The 24,504-nt window shown below is 29.8% G+C and carries 5 protein-coding genes; all 5 read left to right on the forward strand.

The features are described 5' to 3' along the window. Positions 1 to 163 precede the first annotated feature (163 nt). The 5 genes from ACQY44_RS03805 (at position 164) to ACQY44_RS03825 (ending at position 24,500) form a co-directional block, all read left to right on the forward strand. Positions 164 to 8,923, forward strand: a complete 8,760-nt coding sequence (locus ACQY44_RS03805) for an amino acid adenylation domain-containing protein (RefSeq protein ID WP_428229086.1) — start codon at positions 164 to 166, stop codon at positions 8,921 to 8,923. 71 nt (positions 8,924 to 8,994) lie between these two features. Continuing rightward, positions 8,995 to 11,391, forward strand: coding sequence for an outer membrane beta-barrel protein (locus ACQY44_RS03810; protein ID WP_428229087.1), 2,397 nt, complete (start codon positions 8,995 to 8,997; stop codon positions 11,389 to 11,391). 22 nt (positions 11,392 to 11,413) lie between these two features. After that, the gene (locus ACQY44_RS03815) at positions 11,414 to 16,192 is read left to right on the forward strand and encodes an amino acid adenylation domain-containing protein (RefSeq protein ID WP_428229088.1); all 4,779 of its coding nucleotides are present in this window, start codon (positions 11,414 to 11,416) and stop codon (positions 16,190 to 16,192) included. 118 nt (positions 16,193 to 16,310) lie between these two features. Then, positions 16,311 to 18,173: an asparagine synthase (glutamine-hydrolyzing) gene (gene asnB, locus ACQY44_RS03820; RefSeq protein ID WP_428229089.1), complete on the forward strand. Its 1,863-nt coding sequence runs from the start codon at positions 16,311 to 16,313 to the stop codon at positions 18,171 to 18,173. A gap of 9 nt (positions 18,174 to 18,182) precedes the next feature. Further along, positions 18,183 to 24,500, forward strand: coding sequence for an amino acid adenylation domain-containing protein (locus tag ACQY44_RS03825; RefSeq protein ID WP_428229090.1), 6,318 nt, complete (start codon positions 18,183 to 18,185; stop codon positions 24,498 to 24,500). The last annotated feature ends 4 nt before the right edge of the window (positions 24,501 to 24,504 follow it).

Genomic DNA, 24,504 nt, shown 5'->3' on the forward strand with positions numbered 1-24,504 from the left:
ATTTGTATGTAATACATTTCATACGTTAGTTTTGGCATTGTTGATAACCAATTTACTATAGTTTAAATATAATAGAAAACTTTATCCTGAACGCCTTAAATAAGCAGGGAATTAAATTTTAAAAATGTTTAAAAATGGAAAAGCAAAAAATTTAATTTAATGTATGAATACTAACGAAGTATTAAATAATTTTCATTTAGCATCAAAGTATTGGAAGAAGAAAATATTGAATAGAAGTAAAAATATTCAATTTTCAGGACAAAAAGAAAGTGTTTTAAATGCCCGTATTAATGGGAGTGACCTTTTGTATTTTAATCAACTTACTGGTAATAATGACGTAGCGAATTATACTGTTATAATTGCTGTTTATTCTTTTTTACTTAAGAGACTAATAAGTGATTTTGATGGTTATATTGTGTCAAATTTTAAATATCAGGATAAATCATTACTTCTTTCATTCCCTTTAGATATAAACAAATCTTTTAAGGAATATCTACAAAACTGTAAAGATGAAATTTTAGAAAGCTTAAAACATTTTGAGAATGATAATAATAAGGCATTTCAAACTAATGATAGTATTGATTTAAGCGTTTTTTCGAATTTTAGGATTAATGTAAATTCTGAAAAGGACTTTGATTGTAAAGGACTTTTATTTGATATTAAAATCAGTGAGAATAATGATATTGATATTCAAGTTGCTTATCTGGATGGTTTTGTAAAAAAGGAAATCATTGCATATCTGGTTCAGCATTTTACTTATTTTTTAGTCAATTTAAAAAAATATATTGGATTTGATTTATCTGCATATTCGTTATTGACAGAAGAACAAAAGAGCGAACTAATAGTAGATTTTAATGATACAAATATTGCTTATCCGCTGGATAAGACAATTGTGGATTTATTTGAAGAACAAGTAACAAAAACGCCAGATAATATTGCAGTTATATTTAATGAAACGAAATTAACTTATTCTGAATTAAACGAAAAAGCGAATCAGCTTGCCCATTATATTGAGGCTAATTATACCATTAATTCAGGGAGCATTATTGGTGTATTTCTGGCTAAATCAGATTTTGGGATTATTTCTTTATTGGCAATATTAAAGTTAGGTGCGGCTTATATGCCAATCGATACACATTATCCGCAAGAACGAATAGACTATTTAATAAAAGATAGCGGCTTAAAAATATTAATTTGTGATGACGAAGTTGTTATTGATAATTGTGTTACAATAGCGCTTCAATCCATAAATTTAGATAAGAATAGTAAAGAGAATATCAATAAAAATATTTTGTCTAAAGATCTTGCCTATATAATTTACACATCAGGTTCTACTGGAAATCCAAAAGGAGTATTAATTGAGCATAGGGGAAATGTAAACATGTCTCTAGACCAAATTAGATCTTTTGAAATTTTAGAAAATGACAAAGTGGTATGGTTTGCATCTGTTGCTTTTGATGCCTCTATATCTGAGATTATGATGAGCTTGTACAGTGGAGCCACATTATGTATTCCGACAGAAGAAACTATAAAAGATAAAATTGAGTTTGTAAAATTTTTAAAGAAAACAAAAGCTTCAGTAGTCACTTTTCCGCCAAGCTATTTGGGATTATTATCTGAGAATGATATTTCAGGATTGAGATGTATTATTACAGCTGGAGAATCTGCCAATTCTACAAAAGCAATAGAAGTTATAAAATCGGGAATTGATTACTATAATGCATACGGACCTACTGAATGTGCAGTTTGTGTCTCGATTTACAAAGCAACTTCAAAAGATTTTGAAAAGGTAAGCCTTCCTATTGGAAGGCCGATAGCAAATACAAAAATTTATATATTAGATGATGCATTACAACTTGTACCAATTGGTGTTACGGGTAAATTGTATGTATCAGGTACTGGTTTAGCGAGAGGTTATTTAGGGAAGTTAGAATTAACCGATGAAAAATTTATTGTAAATCCTTTTATAGAAGGAGAGCGCATGTATGATACCGGTGATTTAGGATGCTGGTTACCGGAAGGAAATGTTGAGTTTTTAGGAAGGAAGGATCAACAAGTAAAACTTAGAGGATATAGAATTGAATTGGGTGAAATTGAGAATGTAATTTTGCAATATTCGACAGATTTAAAACAAGTTGCTGTTGAGGTAAAAGAAAATAATCAGGAAAAAGTGTTGGTTGCCTATTTTGTTTCGGCTGGCTATATAAACAAATCCGCATTTCGAAGTTTTCTTCAGGAGAAATTGCCGAAATATATGATTCCCAGTTTTTATATATTATTAGAGAAACTGCCCTTAACTCCAAACGGGAAAGTAGATAGAAAAGCTTTGCCAGATATTACTGGTAATGATAGTATAAGAACAGAATATGTGGCCCCGGTAAATGAAACAGAAGAAAGCTTAGTTTTAATTTGGCAAGAGGTTTTAGGTATAGCCAAAATTGGTGTTACAGATAATTTCTTTGAATTAGGAGGACATAGCTTGATAGTATCTCAGATAATTAACAGAACCCAAAAGCAGTTAGGTAAAACGGTATCTTTCAAAGTTTTTTTTGCAAACCCAACGATTAAAGGTTTAAGTGTAAGTTTACACGAGAATCAATATACAGCAATACCAAAAGTATCAGCATCAGAATCTTATCCCTTAACGGCTTCACAAAGTAGATTATGGATATTAAGTCAGTTAGAGGGTGGTTCTTTGGCTTATAATATGCCAGCTGCGGTTAAATTAACAGGGGCTGTAAATGCTGATAAATTTAAAGAATCGTTTCAATTATTAATTGAGCGCCATGAAATTTTAAGAACTTATTTTAAAATAAATCCCGAAGGTGAGGTTCGTCAATATGTTGTATCTGGCGAGCAAGTAGATTTTGGGATAGAAGAAAAGGATTTTTCTTTAGTAGACAATCAAGGAGAAAAAATTGCAGATTATTTACAAGAGAGAAATGTTAAACCTTTCGATTTAGAACAAACACCACTTATAAGAGCTTCTTTAATCAAGTTAAATGAGGACGAATATGTGTTTTTCTTATCACTGCATCATATTATTGGAGATGGATGGTCTATTGAAATTTTAATAGCCGAAGTTGTAAAAACATATAATGCATTACTAACAGGAAAGAGAATAAACTTACCTGAGTTGCGTATTCAATACAAAGACTATGCTGTATGGCTCAATAATGAGTTAAAAGAAGAAAAAAATCAGAGTGCCGAACAATATTGGCTGCAAAAGTTTGAAGGCGAATTTCCAGTATTAAATTTGCCTAGTTTTAAAAAACGACCATTAGTTCAAACCTATAATGGGGATAGCTTAACACATAGTTTTTCAAAAGCATTTTTACATAAATTAAAGACTTTTTCGAAAGAACAGGATGTTACCTTGTTTATGACTTTACTGGCAGGAATAAATTTGCTATTGCATAAATACACAGGTCAGGATGATATTATAATAGGAACTCCGGTTGCAGGAAGAGAACATCCGGATTTAGAGAATCAAATGGGTTTGTATTTAAATACACTTTCGATCAGAACGCAATTACAAAAAGAAAGTAGCTTTATAGATTTTGTAGCCTTGCAAAAGGAGACTTTATTGGGAGCTTATGACCATCAAAGTTATCCCTTTGATGTGTTAGTAGAGAAATTGAATTTAAAAAGAAATACCAGCCGTTCTGCTTTATTTGATGTTTTGGTTGTATTGCAAAATCAAGAGCAGTTAAAAAATCTGAATACTGAAGAATTTTCAAATATTGAAATTAGTGATTATGATTTTAAAAATAAAACATCTCAACTTGATATTAGTTTCACCTTTGTTGAAACAGATGGATTAAACCTTACGATAGAATATAATACAGATATTTATGATGATTATATTGTTGAAAGAATATTTCCCCATTTCGAAAATCTTCTTTCAGAATTATTAGAGCAACCTCAAAAATTAATTCAGGACGCTGAGTACTTGATGCCTGCTGAAAAGCAACAATTATTAGTTGAATTTAATACTACCGAAGCAGCATATTCTAAAGAGAAAACGATCACGAATTTATTTGAAGAGCAAGTAGAAAAGACTCCAAATAATATAGCTATCATATTTAATGAAATAGAATTAACCTACAGAGAACTAAACGAAAAAAGCAATAAATTCGCACATTATTTAAGAGAAAATACGGGTATTCAACCAGATGATTTAGTTGGAATAAAGCTGGATAGAAGCGAGAAAATGATTATTGTTATTCTGGGTATATTAAAATCCGGGGCAGCTTATGTACCAATAGATATTAATTATCCGCAGGAAAGAATAGCATATATTGAGAGAGACAGTAATTGTAAAGTTGTTGTAGACCAAGCGGCATTAGAAAGGTATAATGAAATCGAAAACAGGTATTCGAAACGAAATATAGAAAATAATAATAAGGCACATCATCTGGCTTATGTTATTTATACCTCAGGAACTACCGGAAACCCAAAAGGGGTTATGATTCAGCATAATTCTTTGTTAGATTATGTAATTACTTTTTTAAATTACTTTCAGGTCAATGAATCGGATTCTATTCTTAGTCAATCAACAATATCATTTGATACTTCTATAGAGGAAATTTTTCCGATTTTAAATATAGGAGGAAAATTAATTATAGTTGAAGATAATAAAGATTTTAATTCTGTTTTATCATTATGTGAAAAACATGAAATTACTTTATTGAGTACAAATCCATTTATGATTGATTTTTTGAATTCAAATTCAAATAACAATCTATTTTCTTTGAAAAAAATTATAAGCGGAGGAGATGTCTTAAAACCTGATTATATAAATAAAATCTGGGATAAAGTTTCTATCTATAATTCTTACGGACCAACCGAAACGACTGTTTGTGCAACATATTATGAAATAAATAAATTTTCAGATAGTATTCCAATTGGTTCACCTATTTCGAATACCCAGATTTATATATTGAATGAAGAAAAGCAACTAGTTTCAATAGGTGTATCCGGTAAAATCTTTATTAGCGGAAAAGGAGTTGCAAAGGGCTATTTAAACAAACCAGAGCTTACATCAGAGAAGTTTATCGCAAATCCTTTTCAAACAGGAGAAAGAATGTATGATACAGGTGATCTTGGCTATTGGTTACCAAACGGAAATATTGAATTTTTAGGCAGGAAAGACAATCAGGTAAAAATCAGGGGATACAGAATTGAATTGGGTGAAATAGAAAACACTATATTTCAGTATTCTGATGCTTTAAAACAAGTTGTGGTAGAATTAAAAAATGAGCAAGAGAAAGTTTTGGTTGCTTATCTGGTATCTACAATAATTATTGATAAAGCAGAATTGAAAAGTTTTCTTCAAGAAAGACTGCCGGAGTATATGATTCCGGGTTTTTACATTATTTTGGATGCTTTGCCTTTAACTCTTAATGGAAAAATAGATCGAAAAGCCCTTCCGGAAATAACAGAGGGAGATATTGTAAGAGTAGAATATATTGCTCCTAAAAATAATCAGGAAAAAAAATTAGCAGCAATCTGGCAAGAGGTTTTAGGAGTTGAAAAAATTGGGCTTAAGGATAATTTCTTTGAACTGGGCGGGCATAGTTTGAAAGTAACAAAATTATTAAATTCTATAAATAAAGTATTCGATGTAAAAATGACATTCAATAATTTATTTTTTAATATGATTTTAGAAGATCAAATAAAAATAATTGAAACAGCTAAAAAAGGAACATATAGTTCTATTTCAAAAATAGCAGAGCAATCTAATTATGCCTTATCTTCTTCTCAACGAAGATTGTGGTTATTAAGCCAATTTGATGGAGGAAATAAGGCCTATAATATGCCTAGCGTTTTTGAGTTAAAAGGTAATTTGTCTATTTCTTGTTTACAAAAAGCATTTCAGTTACTTATTGATCGTCATGAATCATTAAGAACTGTGTTTAGAGAAGAAAATGAACAAGTGAGGCAAGTTGTTCTAAAGATTGAGGACGCTAAGTTTGAACTTTATTATGAGGATTTAAGTAGTGAAGAAAATTCGAAAGAAAAAGTAAAATCAATTATTCAAAAAGAAACAGGATATAGTTTTGACCTGTCATCTGATTCTTTGCTTAGAGCCAAAGTATTAAAAACAGGTCAGGATACATACCTATTTATAGCTATGATGCACCACATTATAAGTGATGGATGGTCGGCCGATGTGATGACTAATGACTTATTTACATTATATACTGCTTCCAGACAAGAAATTGGGAATACATTACCAGCATTAAAAATTCAGTATAAGGATTTTGCTGCATGGCAACAAGAGCAATTAAAAAAAGATACTGCAGAGAGTCATAAATCGTATTGGTTACAAAAGTTTGAAGGACCCATTCCAGTTTTGGATTTGCCAACTTTTGAAACAAGACCGGTAATTAAAACCTATAATGGCAAGTCAGTCAAAAAACTTTATAATTCAGTTCTTTTAAAAGATTTCAATACATTATGCAAATCTCAGGGAAGTACATTATTTATGGGATTAGTGGCAACAATAAAACTGCTGTTGTATAAATATACGGATCAAAAAGATATTATAATTGGAACTGCAATAGCAGGAAGAGATCATATAGATTTACAAAATCAAATAGGGTTTTATGTAAATACTTTAGCCTTAAGAACTCAATTTGAATCAAGTGATAGCTTTAGAATGTTATTGGAAAATGTAAAAAATGTTACCCTTGGTGCATACGAACATCAAATTTATCCATTTGACGAGTTAGTAAATCATTTGCCGCTAAAAAGAGATATGAGCCGCAATCCATTATTTGATGTAATGATTACGTTTGTGAATACCGATAATCTTAAAGTTAATATTCAAAAAACAGCCGAAGTTTCTATAAAGGCCTATGAAACCGAAGAAGATGCTATTAGTAAATTTGACATTGAATTTATTTTTGAAGAAACAGCCGAAGGACTAAATCTAAATTTAGTTTACAATACAGATCTTTACGAAAGACAATTTGCTGCAACTATTTTAAACCATCTGGAAATACTGTTACAGAGCATTATATCAAAATCTGAAGTTGCCATAAGTTCATTAAAATACCTGACCGAAGACGAAACAAATCAATTATTAATAACATTTAATGATACAAAATTTGATTATCTGAAGGATAAAACGCTACTAGATGTATTTGAAAAGCAAGTAAATAAAACACCGGAAAAAGAAGCTGTAAAAGATGATTTTAAATCTTATACCTATTTTGAACTTAATAAATTATCAAACCAAATAGCGCAGTATATTAGTGCTGCTTATGGTGACGATGATAAATCACCTATTGGCGTTTTGTTAAACAGGTCTGCTACCATGATACCTGTTCTATTAGGAATATTGAAATCAGGAAGATGTTATATTCCATTAGATCCTACTTTTCCAAAAGAGCGGTTAAACTACATAATTAATAATAGTGAAACTAAAGCTCTCATTAGCGAGAAAGATTTTGAATTAGAAAAAGTTGATGGAATATCGGTAATTATACTAGAAAGTATTCTTGATAAAATTGATGAATTTAGTGGTACTTTTTGTAAATCAATTTCATCTAATGATACCGCTTATATAATTTATACTTCGGGTTCCACAGGAAATCCAAAGGGAGTCGAAATAGGCCATCATTCATTGCTTAATTTTTTGACGAGTATACAGCAAAATCCGGGAGTTACATCGCAAGATACCTTGTTTTCAGTAACAACCTACTCATTTGATATTTCGATACTAGAGTTTTTTGTTCCTTTATTTTCAGGAGCTTCATTATACATTGCAAGTCACGAAGTTTTATCAGAACCTCATTTAATTATTCAAAAAATAGAAGAGATTAAACCTACATTAATTCAGGCAACGCCAAGCTTCTATCAGATGTTGTTTAATGCAGACTGGCAAGGAAATCAAGAACTAAAAGTACTATGCGGGGGAGATTTATTGAGCGAAGCATTAGCAAAGAAACTTATTGCCAATAGCTTAGAAGTGTGGAATATGTATGGGCCTACAGAAACCACAATTTGGTCTAGTGTAAAAAAAATAAAACATCCTAAAGATGCATCAAATATTGGTATGCCAATAAATAATACCCAATTATATATTCTGGATTCATTTCTAAATCCAAAGCCAAAAGGAACAATAGGAGCTTTATATATAGCAGGAGATGGATTGGCAAAAGGATATTATAGAAATGAGAAGTTAACGAAAGAAAAATTCATTAAAAATCCATTTAAGAACGACACTTTATTATATGAAACTGGTGATTTGGGAAAATGGAATGAAAAAGGAGAAATTGAATTTTTAGGAAGAAATGATAATCAGGTTAAAATTAGAGGGTATAGAATAGAGCTTGGAGATATAGAGAATGCTTTATTAAAGAATTCTTTGATTGATTCTGCGATTGCTCTTGTAAAAACGGATGAAAACGGTAATAAGCTATTAGTGTCTTATATAATAAGCAGCCAGGAACTTAATATTTCGAATATTAAATCAAATCTAAAAGATCTTTTACCAGATTATATGATACCTGCCTATTTTATGCAATTGGAAAATTTGCCTTTGACGCCCAATGGAAAGATTGACCGAAAAGCATTGCCAAACCCTGAAAATTCATTATTAATCTCAGATATTGAATATGTTGCCCCAAGAAATGAAGTTGAAGAAAAATTAGCAAAAATCTGGATTGAGGTTTTAAGAATAGAAAGGGTAGGTATAAAAGATAATTTTTTTGAATTAGGAGGAAATAGTTTAACCGCGACAAAATTAATTAGTTTAATACATAAAGAATTTGAAGTGAAAATTTCTATAAACGATTTATTCAAAAATACAATATTAGAGGAACAGGCTGTTTTAATCGAAAATATTTATATAGCATATAGTATTGATAATAAGAAAGATAGTGGTGTTGAGGTTGAGAAATTTACGATATAATTTTTTGATAATTAATTAAAAATAAATGTAATCTGACCATTATCAGATAATAAAATAGAATTACAAGTACAATGAAAAAAAGCCTATTTGCAGTATTAATGTTGTTTAGTATAACACTATCAGCTCAGATGAAAGTTACTGAAAAAATTATCGGAAAAGTTACTACTTCAACAAATAGTCCTGTTGAGTTTGTTGAAATTATACTAATAAACAAAGATTCTGTAGCTGTAAAAAGTGAGCTTACTAACGAAAATGGAGATTTCGCGGTAGAAGTACAAACAGGGTCGTATAAATTGCAAATTCGACAAGCAAAAAAAATCTTATTTTCAAAGAGTATCGAGTTGACCAATCATTTAGATATGGGGATTATAATAGTTGAAAATGTAAATCAATTAGAAACCATTACAGTTGTAAGTAAAAAAAAGCTGGTAGAACGAAAAGTAGACCGATTGGTTTTTAATGTAGAAAATTCAATTAATGCCTCAGGTAGTGACGCACTAGAAGCGCTAAAAGTTACTCCGGGCGTTAAAGTACAAAATGATCAGATAAGTATGATTGGCAAAAGTAACTTGTCTGTTATGATTGATGATAAAATAGTTCAACTTTCTGAGGAAGATCTGGCAAATTATTTAAAATCAATACCATCTGACGCCATTAAAAGTATCGAGGTAATTACAACACCACCAGCTAAATATGAAGCCTCCGGCAATAGTGGATTAGTTAATATAAAATTAAAAAAAGCAAAAAAGGATTCATGGAATGCTCTTGTAGGAGTTACTTATCTTCAAAAGAAATATAGTGATGAAACTGTTATGGGAAATTTTAACTATAACAAGAATAAATTAAGTCTTTCATCATCTGTAAATTATACTAATGGGGCAAAGTATGTTAATCAGGATGATTATGCTTATTTTGCTGATGGTTTATGGTACACAATTTCTCCGTTTAAAGCAAAATATAGCAGAAGGAACGGAAAATTAAGTTTAGATTATCAAATTAATCCTAAATGGACTATTGGAACTCAATTTTTAATTAATAGCAATAGCCGTTTAACGACAGATAGCCCGTATTTACCAGTTTCTGATTATGATAATGGACAAATAATCCGTTATTTAAAGTCTGATGGCAAAATAGAATTAAAACCAAATATTAAATCATTAAATTTTTATAATGAATTCAAAATTGACAGTTTAGGGAGAAAAATTACTTTAAACCTTGATTATTTTAATTTTAATAATGTAGATGTTAAAAGTTATAATGGTATCTCGGTTATAGAGAATCCATATTCGCAAAAATATTTTGCCGGCATAAATACCAACAATCAGGATATTACAAATTTATCAGGGAAATTAGATTTAGATTTCTCTACAAAATGGGCTACATTGAGTTTTGGTACTAAAATATCAAATTCGAAAGCTACTAATGATATTTCAGCTTTTAATAGTGGCATAGTTGACAATCCTGTTCAGGAAGAGCCTCTAAGTCAAAATAAATTTGAATATACCGAAAATGTAGAGGCGTTATATTTTTCAGGCAATAAAAAAATTAATGAGCACTGGGAAACTCAATTCGGACTAAGGATGGAAGCAACTCAAGTTAAAACCTTTGCAGCCAATTTAAACCAATCAACAAAAAACGATTATCTTAAACTTTTTCCAACTGTCTATTTATCGTACGTCCCAAATGATAATTCTACTTATACATTTAGTTATAGTAAAAGAATAGAAAGACCTAGGTTTTATGACTTAAACCCTAATATTTATTTTCTTAATCCTTTTCAAACCATAGAAGGTAATCCTTTTTTGCAACCAGCTTTTATAGATAATACAGAATTAACTTATACGTATAAAAAAATCGAAAGTAAACTCTATTTTAGTTATGAAGATAATTTGTTTTCTCAAATTCCAATAGCAGATCCAGATACAAATTTTATTCGGTTTACAAATGAAAACTATATAAATACAAAGCGATTTGGTTTTTCGGAAAATTATACATTCGATAAATTCAAATGGTGGACAAGTAGTAATGCGTTTGATTTAAGTTACGCAATTTCTCAATCTACTTTACCAATTGTACAGGGGCAAAAAGGATTTAATTCTCGTATCTCAACAAGCAATGATTTAATTCTAAATTCAAATAAAACGATCCTTTTCAATTTAAGTTACTGGTATAGTTTTCCTGTAATTGATGGCATTTATCATAGAAATGCAATGAATTCCTTATCACTTACGATTCAATATTTTTTACTAAATAAAGATTTGAAGATTTCTTTAAAAGGGAACGATATATTCAGAACTGAAAAAGATAATATAAGTTCTACAGTAAACGGTGTTTATCAAGAAGGGAAATACTATTATGACACGCAATCTATCCAGCTTAATGTTTCTTATAAGTTTGGAAATAAAAAAATTAAGATTGAAAAAAGAGCGACAGGTAATGAAGAGGAAAGAATTAGAACAGGAAATTAAAAGATTTCAATAAACCAAAGAAATGCAAGCACTACTTAAAAAGTTAAATGAATCAAATATAAAAATTGATTTAGTTGATGAAAAATTAGACATTCAGGCGCCAAAAGGAGTTATGACTGAGGATTTATTGAATGCAATTAAATTTCATAAAAAGGATTTAATAGATTTTTTGGCTGTATATAAAACTAAAAAAAAGGAGCATATTTTTATACCGCAAGTTTTAGCACAATCTAGTTATGTCTTGTCTTCTTCGCAACGCCGAATGTGGTTAATGAGTCAATTTGAAGCAGGAAATACAGCTTATAACATGCCAAGTGTTTTTGAATTGAAAGGTGATATTGTTATCTCATCTCTGGCAAAAGCTTTTTTTGCTCTTATCGCACGTCATGAATCGTTAAGAACTGTATTTGAAGAAGGTGAAGCTGGAGATGTAAGACAAATTATATTGAATTTGGAAAATTGTAAGTTTCAATTACAATATGAGGATTTAAGTAATGATGAAAAACATGTGGAAAAAACAAAAGCAATAATTCAAAAAGAAATTGAATATTCTTTTAATTTATCTGCAGATTCTCTACTAAGGGCCAGTTTAGTCAAAACATCGCAAGATACTTATGTTTTCATTTGTGTAATGCATCATATTATAAGCGACGGACAATCAGCTCAAGTAATGACAAATGAGTTGTTTACTTTGTATGATCAAGACCTAAAAGAAAATCATAATTCACTACCAGATTTGCAATTGCAATATAAAGACTATGCGGCATGGCAGCAAGACCAGTTAAAAAATGACAAAATAAACAGCCATAAATTATATTGGTTGCAACAATTTGAAACCGAAGTTCCAGTATTGGATTTACCTACTTACAAAACACGATCGGCAATTAAAACATATCATGGAAAGACAGTAAAGAAAATTTATAATGCTGCGCTTTTAAAAGATTTTAGTGATTTATGTCAATCACAAGGAAGTACACTATTTATGGGATTGCTGGCTACTGTAAAAATACTTTTGTATCGCTATACCAATCAAACAGATATAGTAGTTGGAAGTCCGATAGCGGGGCGAGAACATGCAGATTTACAAAGTCAAATAGGTTTATATGTCAATACATTAGCCTTAAGAACACAGTTCGAAGAGCAAGTTAGTTTTAAAGAATTACTAAATACTGTAAAGAAAATTACCCTTGACGCATACGAACATCAAATTTATCCATTTGATGAATTAATTGAACAATTATCTCTAAAAAGAGATAGGAGCCGAAATCCATTATTTGATGTAATGGTAACACTTCAGGATGTGGACAATCTGGGTGCAAACATTGAAAGATTTGGAGCAATTAATATTAAAGAATATGAGACGGAAGAAACTATAAGTAAATTTGATTTAGGATTTACTTTTAGAACGTTAGATAAAGGACTGGGATTAACAATTACCTACAATACAGATCTCTATTCTGAAGAATTTGCTCAACGTATTTTAAATCATTTAGAAGTAATACTAGGTAATGTTATAGCACAACCCAATGTATCAATAAATAAACTAAACTATTTAACAGATACTGAAAAATATCAGTTATTAACAAATTTCAATACTACTAAAATAGATTATCCAAAGGATAAAACTATAGTAGATTTATTTGAAGCTCAAGCTGATAAAATGCCTGAAAACACAGCGATTGTATTTGGGGATATAAAACTTACTTATAGTGCGCTTAATGCAAGAGCCAATCAATTAGCGCATTATTTAAAAGAACAAGGTGTACAGGCTGGTTCAAATGTTATTTTGTGTTTTGATAGTCATTTAGAACAAGCAATTGTTGGTTTACTTGGTATATTAAAATTGGGAGCAGCTTATGTTCCTGTTGATCCTGATTATCCTCAGGAGAGGATTAATTATGTAATTGAAAATTCCGAAGCAAAATTTATTGTAACCAATAGTATAGATATACCTTTATTTCAAAGTCCAACTCTTGAAGTTGTTTTGTTAGATAAGCAAGATTTAGGTTGCAATCCGGATAATATAAAAAACATACAAAAACATAGTAGCAATCAGGATAATGCCTATGTAATATATACTTCGGGTACAACCGGAGTTCCAAAGGGCGTTTTGGTAACCCATCAAAACGTAATGGATTATCTACATGGACTATCTGCAAAGATAAAAATCGAAGACAATCGCTCATTTGCATTAATGTCAACTATTTCAACAGATTTAGGAAATACAGTATTATTTAGCTCTTTAATTTTTGGGGGCCAAATTCATTTGTTTTCCAAGAATGCGTTACGAGACATTTATTACATCCAGGACTATTTTGCTATTAATGAAATTGATTGTATAAAAATAGTGCCTTCTTATTGGAAATCTTTAGAAATCACAGGAAAGCTGGTGTCACCGGGCAAGATGATAATTTTTGGAGGCGAAGAACTGTCTGTCGAAATAGTTAACCAAATAAATTTAGATAATAAGAACTTAAAGATTATAAATCATTACGGACCAACAGAAACCACAATTGGTAAACTGCTGCACGAAGTAACGCCAAATTATAATTATAATCGAATTCCATTAGGAAAAGCTTTTTCGAATACTCAACTGTATGTTGCAGATCAAAACCTTTCTTTATGTGCAATTGGAGTAATAGGAGAGTTGCTGATTGGAGGAGACGGAGTATCTAAAGGTTATTTGAATAACCCAGAATTATCCGAAGAAAAGTTTATTGATAATGTTTTTCATAATAAAGAAAGAAAGCTTTATAAAACGGGTGATTTAGTAGTAATGCACCCTGATGGGAATATTGAATTTAAGGGAAGAATCGATAATCAGGTAAAAATATTAGGACACCGTATTGAATTAAGTGAAATAGAAAAAGCGCTTAATAAATTTGTAGATATTAAATCGAACGTGGTAACCGTTTTTCAAACTGAAAAAGGAAATAAAAGAATAGCAGCTTATGTTATTTATAATAAGGAAGAGTTACCTCATAACGAAATTCTGGATCACTTGCGATTGCTTTTGCCCAGTATCATGATTCCGTCAAAGTTTATAAAAATTGAAGAAATTCCTTTTACTTCAAATGGAAAAATAAATTACAAAGCATTACCCGCTATATCAGATGAAGATGTGCTGATAAGAGAATGTGTGGCACCAACTAATGATACTCAAATAAAGCTGATAGCCATTTGGAAAGAAGTTTTAGGAGTTCATAATATAGGTATTAAAGATAACTTCTTTGAATTAGGAGGTAATAGTTTGATTGTTGCGCAAGTAATTAACAGAGTCCATAAAGTATTAGGCAAAAGTATTTCTTTTAAAGATTTTTTTGAAAATCCAACTGTAGAGGGATTAAGCAATAAGTTAAAAGAAAACCATTATACACCAATAAGCAAAGCAACTACATCAACATCATATCCTTTAACTTCTACTCAAAACAGATTATGGATAGCAAGTCAATTAGAAGGAGGGTCGGTGGCTTATAATATGCCTGTAACTTTAAAAATTAAAGGGGATATTAATTATGATTTATTTCAGAAATCATTTTACAATTTAATAAAAAGACATGAAATTTTAAGAACATATTTTAAGCTAAATGATGACGGTGAGATTAGACAACATATTGTTGCATCAGAAGAAATTAATTTCAAGATAATACATGTTGATTTTAGAAATAAATCAAACATTGAAAAAGAATTAGAAGATTATTTACAAGTAGCAAATAATGAATTTTTTGATTTGGAGAAAGCTCCGCTTTTGCGTTCTTTTCTAATAAAAACAGCAAATCAGGAACATATATTATTTTTATCAAGGCACCATATTATTGGTGACGGATGGTCCTCACAGATTATGTCTTCTGAAATTGTACAAATTTATAATGCATTATTACAAGACAAAAAAGCTCATTTACCAGTGTTAGATATTCAATACAAAGACTATGCAGTATGGATACAAAAGGAGTTCAATATTGAGAAAAATAGACAAGCAGAGTGCTATTGGCTCAATCAATTTTCAGGAGAACTACCGGTATTAGATCTTCCGGGTTTTAAAACACGCCCGTTAGTTCAAACCTATAATGGAGATAGACTTGAACATACTTTTTCAAGAGCTTTTTCAGATAAAATTAAAGCATTTTCAAAAGAGCATGATGTTACTTTATTTATGACTCTGATGGCTGCATTAAAAGCTTTATTGTATAGATATTCAGGTCAGGATGATATAATAGTAGGAACTCCAATTGCAGGTAGAGAACATCCTGATTTAGAAAATCAATTGGGTTTGTATTTAAATACTCTGGCTATACGAACTCAGTTTACTAAAGGAGGTAACTTTTTAGATTTAATTGCATTACAGAAAGAAACATTGTTAGGTGCATATGAGCATCAAAGTTATCCATTTGATGAGTTAGTCGAAAAGTTAGATCTAAAAAGAGATGTAAGCCGTTCTGCCTTATTTGATGTGATGCTGATATTGCAAAATCAGGAGCAATTAAATAGTATAGATAAGCAAACAGAATTTGACGGGCTGCAGGTAGAAGCATACAATTTTAGAAGAAAAACATGTCAATTTGATTTAAGCTTCGTCTTTGTCGAAGAAGAAAAAGGGCTATCACTTTCAATTGAATATAATACAGATATCTATGATGCATTTTTGATAGACAGAATGTTTACGCATTTTGAGAATTTATTTAATGGTTTTTGTAATAATTCTGCTTTGCTTATTGAAGAAGTTGAGTATTTAACAGTTCAGGAAAAAGCACAAAATTTAAAAGAGCATAATGATTTTATGAATAGCATGTTTAATGTTTAACAGATACTTCATTATAGTAAAAATACATGTTTACTAAGTTTCATTAGGATAAAAACCCCGTGTATTATTCTGTATTTCAAATAAGATAAAAAAGACAATTTTCTAAATAAATTTAATTATGTGTGGTATTCTTGGTAGTTGGTCTAGAAAAAAGAATTTCAATATTGAAAAAGAGCATCTCAACAATATGTTATTAGCTATTGAGCATAGAGGTCCTGATGGAAAAAATGTTTTAATAGATGGATTTTTAGGCTTTGGTTTTTGTCGTTTAAGTATAGTTGATTTAGAAAATGGAATGCAGCCGTTTATTTCGGATGATAATAATTATATGTTAATCTGCAATGGAGAGATTTTTAATTATAAAGAATTAAAAAAAGAACTGGAAAAAGAGGGGGTAGTTTTTAAAACTAATTGTGATGTTGAGGTCTTACTGCATTTGTATATTAAGCACGAAATCAATATGCTGGATTTACTAAATGGTCAATTTGCTTTTGCTTTATTTGATAAAAAGAAGCAAAAACTGATTTTAGGAAGAGATCAGTTTGGCATATGTCCACTGTTTTTTACCGTCGTAGATGATAATATTATTTTTGGTTCTGAAGTAAAAGCAATTATTAAACATCCACTTGTTGAAAAAAAAATAGATATTAAAGGTCTTGAGCATGTTTTTAGTTTTCCTGGTTTAATAGGGGATCAAACAATGTTTGCGGGCATTAATAGTTTAAAAGCCGGGCATTTTTTAGAAGTAACCAAAAATGAAATTAGAGAAAAAGAATATTGGGATTTAGTTTATCCAAATGATATATCTCAAGTATTGGTTATTAATGAAAATGAGGCTAAAGAAGAGTTAGACAGGTTACTAACAGAGTCAGTAAAACTTAGATTATCCGGTGATGTTCCTATAGGTGTTTATTTAAGTGGTGGTATTGATTCGTCTATTATTGCAGGATTGATGTCAAAACATGCATCAGAAAGAGTAACATCGTTATCTATGGGCTTTTCCGGGTATAATAATCGTGAAATTGACGAAAGGAAATATCAAAGGATAATGGCAAAATCTATAAACTCGATACATCATGAACTTGATTTTGGATGGGATAGTATGTATGATAGATTGAGATCAGTAATTTATCATTCAGAATCTCCATTAAAAGAAATCTATAACATCTGCAGTATGCAGCTTAGTAATCATGCTAAGAATAATAATTTGAAATCGGTTTTATGCGGAGAAGGTGCTGATGAGATATTTGGAGGTTATCATGGGTATAAATTTGATCAGTTTACAAGTTTTAAAGCAGCGAGTTCAATCGAAGATTTGTTAGATGAAGAGATAAGAGAAAGAATGTGGGGAACCAGAGATCTTGTTTACGAAAAAAATCACTTTGAGTTTATTGAAACAAAAAAGAATTTATATGCAGATACTATCCTTGAAAAATTTGACTCAAATTTAGGTGAAAAAAACATTTTTGTAGATCATTCAAAAATGATTGGAAGAAGCAAGTTTGATCAAAGAAGTTATTTAGATTTTAAATTAAGGTTAGGTGGCCATCTTATAACGGATCATGGAGATAGAATGGGGTATGCAAATTCGATTGAAGCCAGATATCCTTTCTTAGATAAAAAACTTATTGATTTTGTACGATTACTGCCAAGTAATTATAAGCTAAAAAATGGTGAGGAAAAATATTTGCTTAAAGAAATAGCAAAAAAATATGTTCCAAATGACATAATCCAACGACAAAAATTTGGCTTTGTAGCCCCTGGCAGTTCAGATTTACTTAAAAGTAATGTAGAATGGGTTAATGATATTTTGTCATACAATACTATAAAAAGACAAGGATATTTTAATCCGGATTCCATCGAACAGTTAAAGAAGAAATATAGTTCAAATAATTTTCAATTGAACATACCTTATGACTCTGACTTGCTAATGATTGTCATAACCTTTGGGATCTTTTTGAACGAATTTGAATTAAACTAAATATAAATTATGGGAACAGTTATAAGTTTATTTAACGAAGCAGTTAATAAATTTTCAGATAAAATTGCTATCGAATATGAAGGAACAGATATTAAATATGCTGAGCTTAAAGATCGTAGTAATGAATTGAGAGATTTTATATTGGCAAATTTTGTTTCAGATAATTATATTGGAACATTAATGCCTTCCAGTATTCATTTTGTGACTGCATTACTTGCAATATATCAATCTAAAAATATTCATGTACCCTTAGATTATTCGTTTTCTTTTGACAGAATGAATCAAATAGGAGAAGAACTGCAATTAAATATTATTATTACCAGCGAAGAGTATTTAAAACAAACTTTTGATTTCATTAAGGATAATACATTCACTGAGTATATTATATCTATTGGGAATGATTTTTCATTATGTATCTATAAACGTTCAGAACTTATTCATTGGAATAAAATAGCGTCAAAGCAGCATGAGATAGTTGTTCCTGAATTAAATGAAGAAGATTCTGCTTACGTTTATTACACATCAGGATCTACTGGTAAAGGCAAAGCTATATTAGGAAAGCATGGAAGTTTATTACATTTTATTTCATGGGAAATAAAATTATTAAAAAGTACTGGTAACTATAAATTCTCTCAAGTACCTCCAGTTACGTTTGATGCTTCTTTAAAAGATATTTTACCAGCTATTTGTTCGGGAAGCTGCGTTAGTATACCAAGTTTCGACACGAAACAAAATACAGCTTTGCTAGCCAAATGGATAATAGAGAAAGAGATAAATATACTATCTGTAGTACCATCAATTTTTAGAGTTTTAACAAATGAATTCGGATTTGAAAAACAAGTCGAGCGTATAAGTTTGAAATATGTTTTACTGGCCGGAGAAATGCTTTTTGCAAAAGATGTGCAAAGATGGAGAAATTTAATGGGAGAAAGCATACAGCTTATTAATCTCTATGGAGCTACAGAATCAACAATCCTTAAAACATATCATTTTATCAATGAGAAGTCAGAGGATTTAACAGAAAGAATTTTAATTGGAAAACCAATAGACGACACTTTTATAATCATACTAAAAGACAATAAACTGGCTAATATTGGTATGATTGGCGAAATATATATCAAGACAAAACATCTTACAAAAGGATATATTGATAAATCTTTGAATACAAATGCATTTATTCAAAATCCATTAAATTTAGAAACAGATATATTATATAAAACAGGAGATTTAGGAAGGTATACTGCAAATCGTGAAGTAGAATTATTAGGGCGAATAGATAACCAGATAAAGTTAAATGGAGTAAGGATAGAACTTGCCGAGATTGAAATGGCACTTTTAAAGCTTGAAAATATAAATGAATCTGTAGCAACTGTTTATATAGATAATGATAATCAATCTGAACTAATAGCATATTATACAGGAATAAAAACAGATGAAGTTTTAATTAAGGAAAAATTAGGGAGGTATTTGAATAATTATTTAATCCCATCTCGCATCATCAATCTGGACGAATTTCCAAAAAACCTGAACGGTAAAGTTGATCGAAAAAATCTCCCTTCTCATTTTGATTTTATAGAAAGCGAAGAAGATATCGTTTACGATAATGAATACCAGGAAAAACTGGCAAAAATTTGGCAAGAAATCTTAGTTAATAAAAAATACAATAAAAATCAAAACTTTTTTACTTCTGGAGGATCAAGTTTAAAAGCAATATTAATGGTTTCGAGAATTTTTCGAGAATTCAATGTTAACTTAAAGATTTCAGACATTTTTCAACTGCAAACAATTGAAAAAATTGCAGCTAAAATTTGGGAAAGTTCAGAAAACTTAGGAGTTAAAATGGTTAAAGTAGAGGAAAAAGATTATTATGAATTATCATTTGCTCAAAAAAGACTGTGGCTAATATCAAAATTCGAAAATTCATCAAATGCCTATAACATGCATTATGTATTTAAAATTAATGATAGCGTTGATTTTGATGTATTTAAGAAAGTAATCTATCATTGCATTGAAAAATATGAAATTTTTAGATCTCTTTTTTTTGAGATTGATGGCGAACCGAAACAAAAAATAATACCCTTTTCTGAGATTTCATTAGAAAAATTACCAATTAAAAAAGTAAGTATAAATGAAGACTTAAATTTTTATATCGAAAATAAAGTTGATGAATCTTTTGACTTAGCAACGTGGCCATATTTCATGTTTGAGTTAATAGAAAATGATACGCCAGGGGTAAGCTACCTGCATTTTAATTTTCATCATATAATTTTTGACGGATGGTCTTCTAACTTATTGTTTGATGAATTATGGGAAAATTATAAGCAAATAATATCAGGAAATCAACTTGTTGCTCCTGCCGAAATGTTTCAGTATAAAGATTATATAAATTGGCAAAACCAACTTTTTGATTCTTCTATTGGAGAAAACTTACGTTTATACTGGAAGAATAAATTGGAAGATATTATTCCAAGAGTCGAATTTTCATTTCAAAAAAGAAGGCCAAAGAAACGAAGTTTTATAGGAAAAAGTATTGTAAAAGATTTAGACCCCGGAGTGTCTAAATTACTGTCAGACTATTGTGCAGCTAATAATACTACTGATTTTATTGGGTTAACTTCTATGGTAAATGTATTCTTAAATATTTTTTCTGGAAATGAAAAGATAATTTTTGGTACTCCTGTAGCAGGAAGAAATGCAATTGAATTAGAAAAACAAATGGGACTTTTCGTTAATCTTCTTCCGTTGATTAACATTGTTAAAGTCAATAACTCTTTTGATGAATTATTTCAAGAAGTAAATACTAACACAATAAAGGATTTAGAGAACCAGGATTATCCATTGGATAAAATGGCTGAATTGGTTAATTACGCAAGAGATAGTTCCAGACAGTTACTTTTTGATTTTTTAGTTGTATTTCAAAACTTTGAAAATAATACCAGTACAGATACTGATGTAACAGCCCTTAATTTTGATTGGAAACAAAGCAAGTATGATTTTGTAATTATTTTTTCTAAAGATGAAAATGGCTTTGTCATTAATTTTAATTACAGTACAGATTTGTATTCTCATGAATGGATGGACTATCTGATGATTTGCTTTCATAAATTAATTAAATTATTGATAGAGAATCCAAAGAAACCTATAGGACAGATAAAAACATTATTGAGTAGCGATAACAGAATAAATAAAAATCTTAATAGCTATATTTTTAAGGAAACTATCCTGGATTCTTTCTCTAAGGTTTTGAATGTTTATCCAACAAATATTGCTGTTAAGTGTTCTGATAAGTCGTTAACATATAATGACTTGAATGAAGCTAGTGATTCTGTGTCTTATGGGTTATGTAACGATCATAATATTAAAAAAGGAGATAGAATTACTGTTTGTATGGATAATTCATCAGATGCTGTTGTAGTATATATGGCAGTCCTAAAGATTGGAGCTGTATTTATACCAATTGATGTTGAAGCGCCATTAATTAGAAACGAAAATATAATTAAGGATTGTGACTCTAAAATTACAATTGTAGGAAATAACAAAGAATATGGATTTTCTAATGAAATAAGTTTAGATAAAATTAAGTTAACTAAAAATAAATTTCAGCAAGAGAAGCTTAATGGTAGTGATTTAGCTTACATTATATATACTTCTGGTTCTACAGGCAACCCGAAAGGTGTATTGGTTAATCATCAAAATGTATCTTCTTTATTATCTGAAAATTTTAAAGAATACCTAAAAGTTGGTATGAATTGGAGTTTATATCATAAATTAAATTTCGATTTTTCGGTATGGGAAATTTGGGGACCGCTAACTACTGGTGGGACTATTGTAATACCCAATAAAACAGCAAGGATCGATATAAATAAATTTGTCGATTTTCTTATTGATGAAAAGATCAATTTACTTAGTCAGGTTCCTCCATTTTTCTATACTTTGATTCCGCTGTTAATTAGCAAAAAAGAGCAACTTTCAATCAATACGGTCGTATTTGGCGGAGCAGAACTTACTCTGTTTCTTTTAAAAGATATAAAGAAGCAAATGCCGCATGTAAAGATAGTTAATATGTATGGTATTACAGAAACTACGGTTCATGTTACGAGCAAAGAAATACTAGAATCTGATATACGGGATAATTTAAGCAATATTGGTAAACCAATATCTACTCTTGATATATTGATAGTAGATGAACAATTGAATTTAGTCCCTGACGGGACCATTGGCGAAATCTGTGTAAAAGGATTTGGAGTTTCTAAAGGATATTTAAATCAGGCTCTACTTACAAAAGAAAAGTTTATTGAATTAGAAGATGGATTTACCTTGTATAGATCTGGTGATTTTGGTTATCGCTCATTATCTCAGGATATCATTTTTAAAGGAAGAAGAGACGAACAGATTGAAATTAGAGGATATAGAATTGAGAAGGGAGAAATAATTGCAAAAATTTTAGACATACATGATGTAGTAGATGTTGCAATTTTGATTAAAGGAGAGTTAAATAAAGAAGATCAAATTTGGGCTTTCTATAAACTAAGAAATGCCAAATCTAAGACAGCAATTGAAATAAAAGATTTGTTAAAAAAGCAATTGCCTAATTATATGATTCCTAGTGTTTTGATAGAGTTAGATGAGCTTCCGCGTACAAAAAATGACAAAATAAATTATAATCAGCTTAGAGATTTTTTACCATCCAAAAATAATCTGATTGAATATGCAGAAAATGCAGAATCCTTAGAATTTATTAAGTATGTAAGAGATTTGTTAAATAATGATTCAGTAGTTTTTGAAGATAACTTTTTTGAAGTTGGAGGTCATTCTATTTTAGCTATGCGCTTAATTAATTTAATTAAAAGTAGATATAATTCACAATTAGATTTTTACGAGATTTTTGATTTTGATAGTATTAGGGAGATTTTTAATGCTGTTTTATCTCGAATTAACTTAAATAAAGAACAGAATAGTATTGAAAATGAAAACCCATTAATTTTTCCTGTAACAGATCTTCAAAAAGAAATGTGGCTTCATGAAAAATTTAAAAGCGCTGATGAATTATCATTGCCGGCAGTAATTGAATGGGACGAAGAAGTCAACGAGGAAGTTTTTAAAAAAGCAATTGAATTTTTATTAGTTCGACATGAGATGTTAAGAGCTAACTTTTTTACAGATGAAAATAATGAGCTTCAACATCTAATATCTCAAGATGTTAGATTAGACAAGTCTTATGAATTTCAGTGTATTACAGAAGAAGTATACGATATTGAAGATAAAATAAATAGTATTAGAAATAAAGAAGCAAAAATAAAATTTGATTTTAATGACTCTGTTTTATTTAAATGCATTCTTGTTAGAATTGATAAAAAGAAACATTTCGTTTTAATAAAGACTCATCATATCATCTATGATGGATGGTCTCTTGAAATTATTTTGAAAGAAGTCAAAGAAATTTACAATGCATTGCTTTATGGCAAAGCGATTGAATTAGCAAGTTTAAAAGGTAGCTTTAGATCCTATTCAAATCAACAAAATCATAAAGTCAATAGTAATGAAGGACTTATCGCCAAAAGATATTGGCTGGATGTTTTTGATGGTTATCAGGGCAATTTTAATGAAAAGAGGGCAACAATTGGAGCGAAAAGTCTAAAAGAAGATTTTTTTATATCAAAAGAAATAAAAAGTGATTTAGAAAAATTTTGCAAACAAGAAAAGATCACAAAATTTATGGTCATTCATACTGCTTTAAGGTTGTTGATGCTTGAAATATGGGGCATATCAGACAGCTCAATTGGATCTCCATTCTCAAATAGAGAAACTGAAGAAAGTCAGGACGTAGTTGGATGTTTTATGAACGTATTAGCTTTTCGCTCAATCATAAAACACGATGAAACAATTGTAAGTCTTCTTGATAAAATAAAAGAAACAATTACCAAAGGAGTCAAATACGGGTATATCTCTATGAACTCTATTGAGCGTGATCTATCGGCATATGATAAAATTTCATTATTCGACATTGGTTTTACACTTCACAATCATATGGAAGCAGGTTCGTCAAATTTGATGGAAAAATTTTCGGAAGAATCAAAAATGTTTGATGAAAAGTTTGCTTTTGGAATTCACAAGTTAATGTGGTGGAATGTATTTGAAGGTAATGATGTTGATTTGGTAAGTATTTTCTATAAAGAAAATGTATTTGAACAAACTGAAATTGATAAGATTCATAAGAGTTTTATGAAGTCCTTAAAGCATATTCTCTACAACAAAAATTGCCGAATTGATGACCTGATTACATCAAAAGATAAAATAAAATATTCTGAATTAAAATTAAACTTTTAACTAA

Origin of the sequence: Flavobacterium sp. (assembly GCF_965277525.1) — a bacterium.
Taxonomy (GTDB): Bacteria; Bacteroidota; Bacteroidia; order Flavobacteriales; family Flavobacteriaceae; genus Flavobacterium.